Below are 2325 nucleotides of genomic sequence, written 5' to 3'. Positions count from 1 at the left end.
GATTTGGTTTCCTTCACCAAATTCATATCATGTATATTGGGCGCCGTCACAGTTTTTCCCTTGTAGGTCCGGTTGGTAAAATCTTCAAGAGGACTTCCTCCTGCAAGACTGGTTTCCCGGGCATCATATGCGGTATAAGGCCCGTATTGCAGGCTAATAGGCACATAACCATTACCTCCTTTTGATAAATCTTCCCGGTTATACCCAACACCACCGTTTGGACTTGTTATACCCACCAAAGCAAAATCTGCTTCTTCCGGATTCCCAACTACTTCAAAATACTTTTTAATGACTTCCATATTAAAAGGGTGTTCCAGCTTTTCAGGGGTCTCCCTTCCAAACCAATTCCTGCTCGCCGCAATAAACCTTTGAGGAACATACACTTTTTGCCGTGTTTTTATGGGTAATGTATTCTGATGATTTTTTAACATTACAATTGAACGTAATTGCGCTTCATATCCGGCCTTCATAAATTCTGCATTTCCCACAATTTTTTCCGTTTCTGCGACATCCAAATAGGGATTCTCAAAAAGTCCTACCCTGAAAATGTTCATTAACAATCTTATCGCAGACTCTTCAAATCGGTTTCTCATATAGTCTTCCCCATGTTCGGCAACCCCTATTTTATAGGCGTCAAGAATAGGGAGCATATCGTTGTTGCCACCAAATTGGTCTACACCGGCTTCAATCACCTTATAATGGCGTTCGGCTACGGTCATAGTCTCAACACCCAAACTTTTCCCTTCAAATAAATCTACAGCGCTTACATCGCGGGTAATACCCCAGTCTGTACAAACCACACCATCAAAACCATATTCGCCCCTTAAAAGATCAGTAATAAGATACTTGTTAAAGCCATTGCCTACTTTATCACCATTCTCAATATCCTGACCATCAGAGATGGTATAATAAGGCATTAGGGCAGAAGCCATCTTGGTTGGCCCTTCTAATTTAAAGGCACCTTCAGTAAATGGCTGTAAATGATCTTTCAGGTTATTTCCAGGGTATACCGCATAGGCACCATAGCCAAAATGACCGTCTCGTCCGCCTTCTTCAGGACCTCCGCCCGGCCAGTGTTTTACCATGGCATTTACACTTTGATACCCCCAACCAACTCCATTGTCGGAGGACTGAAATCCGTCTACATAAGCCCTGGCCATATCCGTAGCTAAATCCGGGTCTTCCCCCATGGTACCATCAAATCGGCTCCAACGGGGTTCCGTACCCAAATCTATCTGTGGAGATAAAGAAGTAGCAATGCCGAGCGCCCTGTATTCTTTGGAACCAATTTCCCCAAATTGAAACATTAATTGAGGATCAAAAGAAGCAGCAATTCCCAAAGTTCCAGGCCACATTGATATGGTTCCTCCGGCACCTGCATTGAATTCTGCATATGAATCGCTGCCATGGCGCGGGTCCGAACTTGTATTAATTGGGATTCCTAATCCTATTTTTTCCACCATCGCCTGTGAATTGTTATTCCATTTAGCGGCAATTCCAGGAGATTGCACACTCGTGATGAGCACATGGCGGAGATTGTCTTCCTCCAGAAATTTAAGCTGTGCATCCGAAAGGTCACTTGGTGCCGCACCACTTTCAGCAAATGCTTTACCACCATAGGTTGCAGGCCCAAAAAATCTATTACCACCCGCCGGAATGGATTGATGACCACTGTAAAGCATCAAACCGGCAATTTGTTCTAAAGACATTTTCCCGGCCAGGTCATGGGCCCGCTTTTCTGCGGGCAATCGCCAATCCTCATATGCATCTAATTTTCCATCCCGGCTTAAATCTTTAAAGGCATAGCGATCAACATTTAAAAGTTTCATACCAGAATTAGGGCTATAACCCAATACTTTTCCTCCTTCATTTTTTATCAGTGTAAAATCACCTTTGTCTTCCTCTGTAAATTTCGGGCTACAAGCCATAGAAAGTAAAACTATGACATAACAAAATGTAATAAATGCTTTTTCTTGTATTTCCATTTTTTTATTAATTACGCGCTTTTTATTTGTTACTTACTATTTCGAACAAATCCTTGTCCAATTGTGGTTTTACTTCGCAAGTGTTATCCAAATGCATGGTAGCCGTATTGGTAGGAGTATATGCCGGCCACTCAGGAATACCTTCGTGGTTCGGATTTCCAGTTCTGGCAAAACTGATCCAGGCGTTGCTAACTTTCTCAGCTAAAGCATGAGCCGCTTGTCCGCCACCTGTCATATTTTTACCCCTCTCAATATTATCAAAAACAAAGCGCAGTTCCATGCAGTGTAAAGATTTATATTTACCATCCCAAACCGGGGACTGCCAGGTAAAAAGATACAT

The 2325-nt window shown here is 42.8% G+C and carries 2 protein-coding genes; both read right to left on the bottom strand.

Annotated features, from left to right (window positions below; translation table 11 throughout):
- Positions 1–1985: glycoside hydrolase family 3 protein (locus tag WBN20_RS06490; RefSeq protein WP_424281124.1), on the bottom strand; the 1985-nt coding region annotated here is incomplete at its 3' end.
- 22 nt (positions 1986–2007) lie between these two features.
- Positions 2008–2325: carboxylesterase family protein (locus tag WBN20_RS06485; RefSeq protein WP_424281123.1), on the bottom strand; the 318-nt coding region annotated here is incomplete at its 5' end.

The sequence above is a fragment of the Eudoraea sp. genome (genome assembly GCF_049665975.1).
GTDB lineage: Bacteria > Bacteroidota > Bacteroidia > Flavobacteriales > Flavobacteriaceae > Eudoraea.
This window is presented reverse-complemented; position numbering and strand designations above follow the sequence as displayed.